Consider the following 1,281-nt stretch of genomic DNA (forward strand, 5'->3'; position numbering starts at 1 on the left):
TGGCCTGTCCCCGATTGTGCGACCACTCGGCTTTTGAGTCCGGTGTCGATCGGTTTCAGTCGATGCCGCAGGCCACTGGGTGGTGGGTGTGGCTGCAGCGGGCAGCGTACTCGGCAGGGGTCTGATAACCCAGCGCCGAGTGCCGATGCCGTTGGTTGTGGCTGGTTTTGAAGTCGCCGATCACGACCCGGGCTTCGAGCAGGCTGGTCCAGTGGTTGCGATTGAGGCATTCGTGGCGCAGGCGCCGGTTGAACGACTCGATGTAGCCGTTGTTCCACGGCGTTCCCGGCGGGATATAGCAGATCCCGACACGGTTCGCGCAGAACTGTTGCAGTGCAACCGAAATCATTTCCGGCCCGTTGTCCATGCGTAGCACCTTCGGTGGGCCACCGACGGATGCGAATACCCGTTGCAGTTCGTCGACGAGGCGTTCAGCGGTGATCGAGCGTTCCACGATGTGCAGTAGCGATTCGCGGGTGTGTTCGTCGACCATCGAGGCGATCTTCACCGCCCGCCCGTCGACGGTCGAATCGAACTGGAAATCCAACGCCCACACCACCATCGGCGCGTCAGCGTCGACGATCGGCGCTGAGGACTGCCCAGCTCGCTTGCGGGGCGAGTGGGCACGGACCTGTAAGCCTTCTTCTCGCCAGAGCCGGTGGATGCGTTTCTTGTTCACGACGTGGCCTTCGTCGAACCGCAACGCCGCCCACGCCCGCCGGAACCCATGGCATGGATTCTTGGTTGCATACGAACGCAGCCACGCCCGCGCACCGGCATCAGGGTCGTCAGGCGTCTGCGCGGCCGGCAGCCGCCGATATGTGGACCTGTGCAGCCCAACGACCATGCACGCGAACCGTTCCGACATGCCCATCACCTGTTGAAGCATGTCGGCGGCGCGCCGCTTGGCCGCTGGGCTCAGAATTTTCCCCGCGAAATCTCGCGCAGGGCGTCTTTCTCCAACTCCGCATCCGCGAGCAGCCGCTTCAACCTCGCGTTCTGTTCACGCAGCTCTTTGAGCTCTTTCGCCGCATCGGTGTCCATGCCGCCGTACTGGCGGCGCCAGTTGTAGAGCGTCGCCGCCGACACTCCGAGATCGGCGGCGATCTGCTCACCGGTCTGACCTTCCGCGGCGAGCTCGTCGGCACGGCGCAGCTTCCGCACGATGTCCTCCGCGGAATGCCGCTTACGTCCTGCCATGTCTTTCAGTGTCCCTTCCAGCCCTTCCAGGGCCAACAAGGACTCTAAAACCAAGCGGCCCTATTCACCGGGGACAGGCCA

Annotated in this window: 1 protein-coding gene; it reads right to left on the reverse strand. The window is 63.6% G+C overall.

All coding sequences use genetic code 11. The annotated features are described in order from the left end of the window. Nucleotides 1–55 precede the first annotated feature (55 nt). A protein-coding gene (locus IG65_RS0133930) for an IS3 family transposase (protein ID WP_156055936.1) occupies nt 56–1,200 on the reverse strand; the annotation gives its coding sequence in 2 pieces (ribosomal slippage) (nt 56–924 and nt 924–1,200; 1,146 coding nt in all). Between the last annotated feature and the right edge of the window lie 81 nt (nt 1,201–1,281).

Source organism: Nocardia sp. NRRL WC-3656 (assembly GCF_000720265.1).
In the GTDB taxonomy this organism is placed as follows: domain Bacteria; phylum Actinomycetota; class Actinomycetes; order Mycobacteriales; family Mycobacteriaceae; genus Nocardia; species Nocardia nova.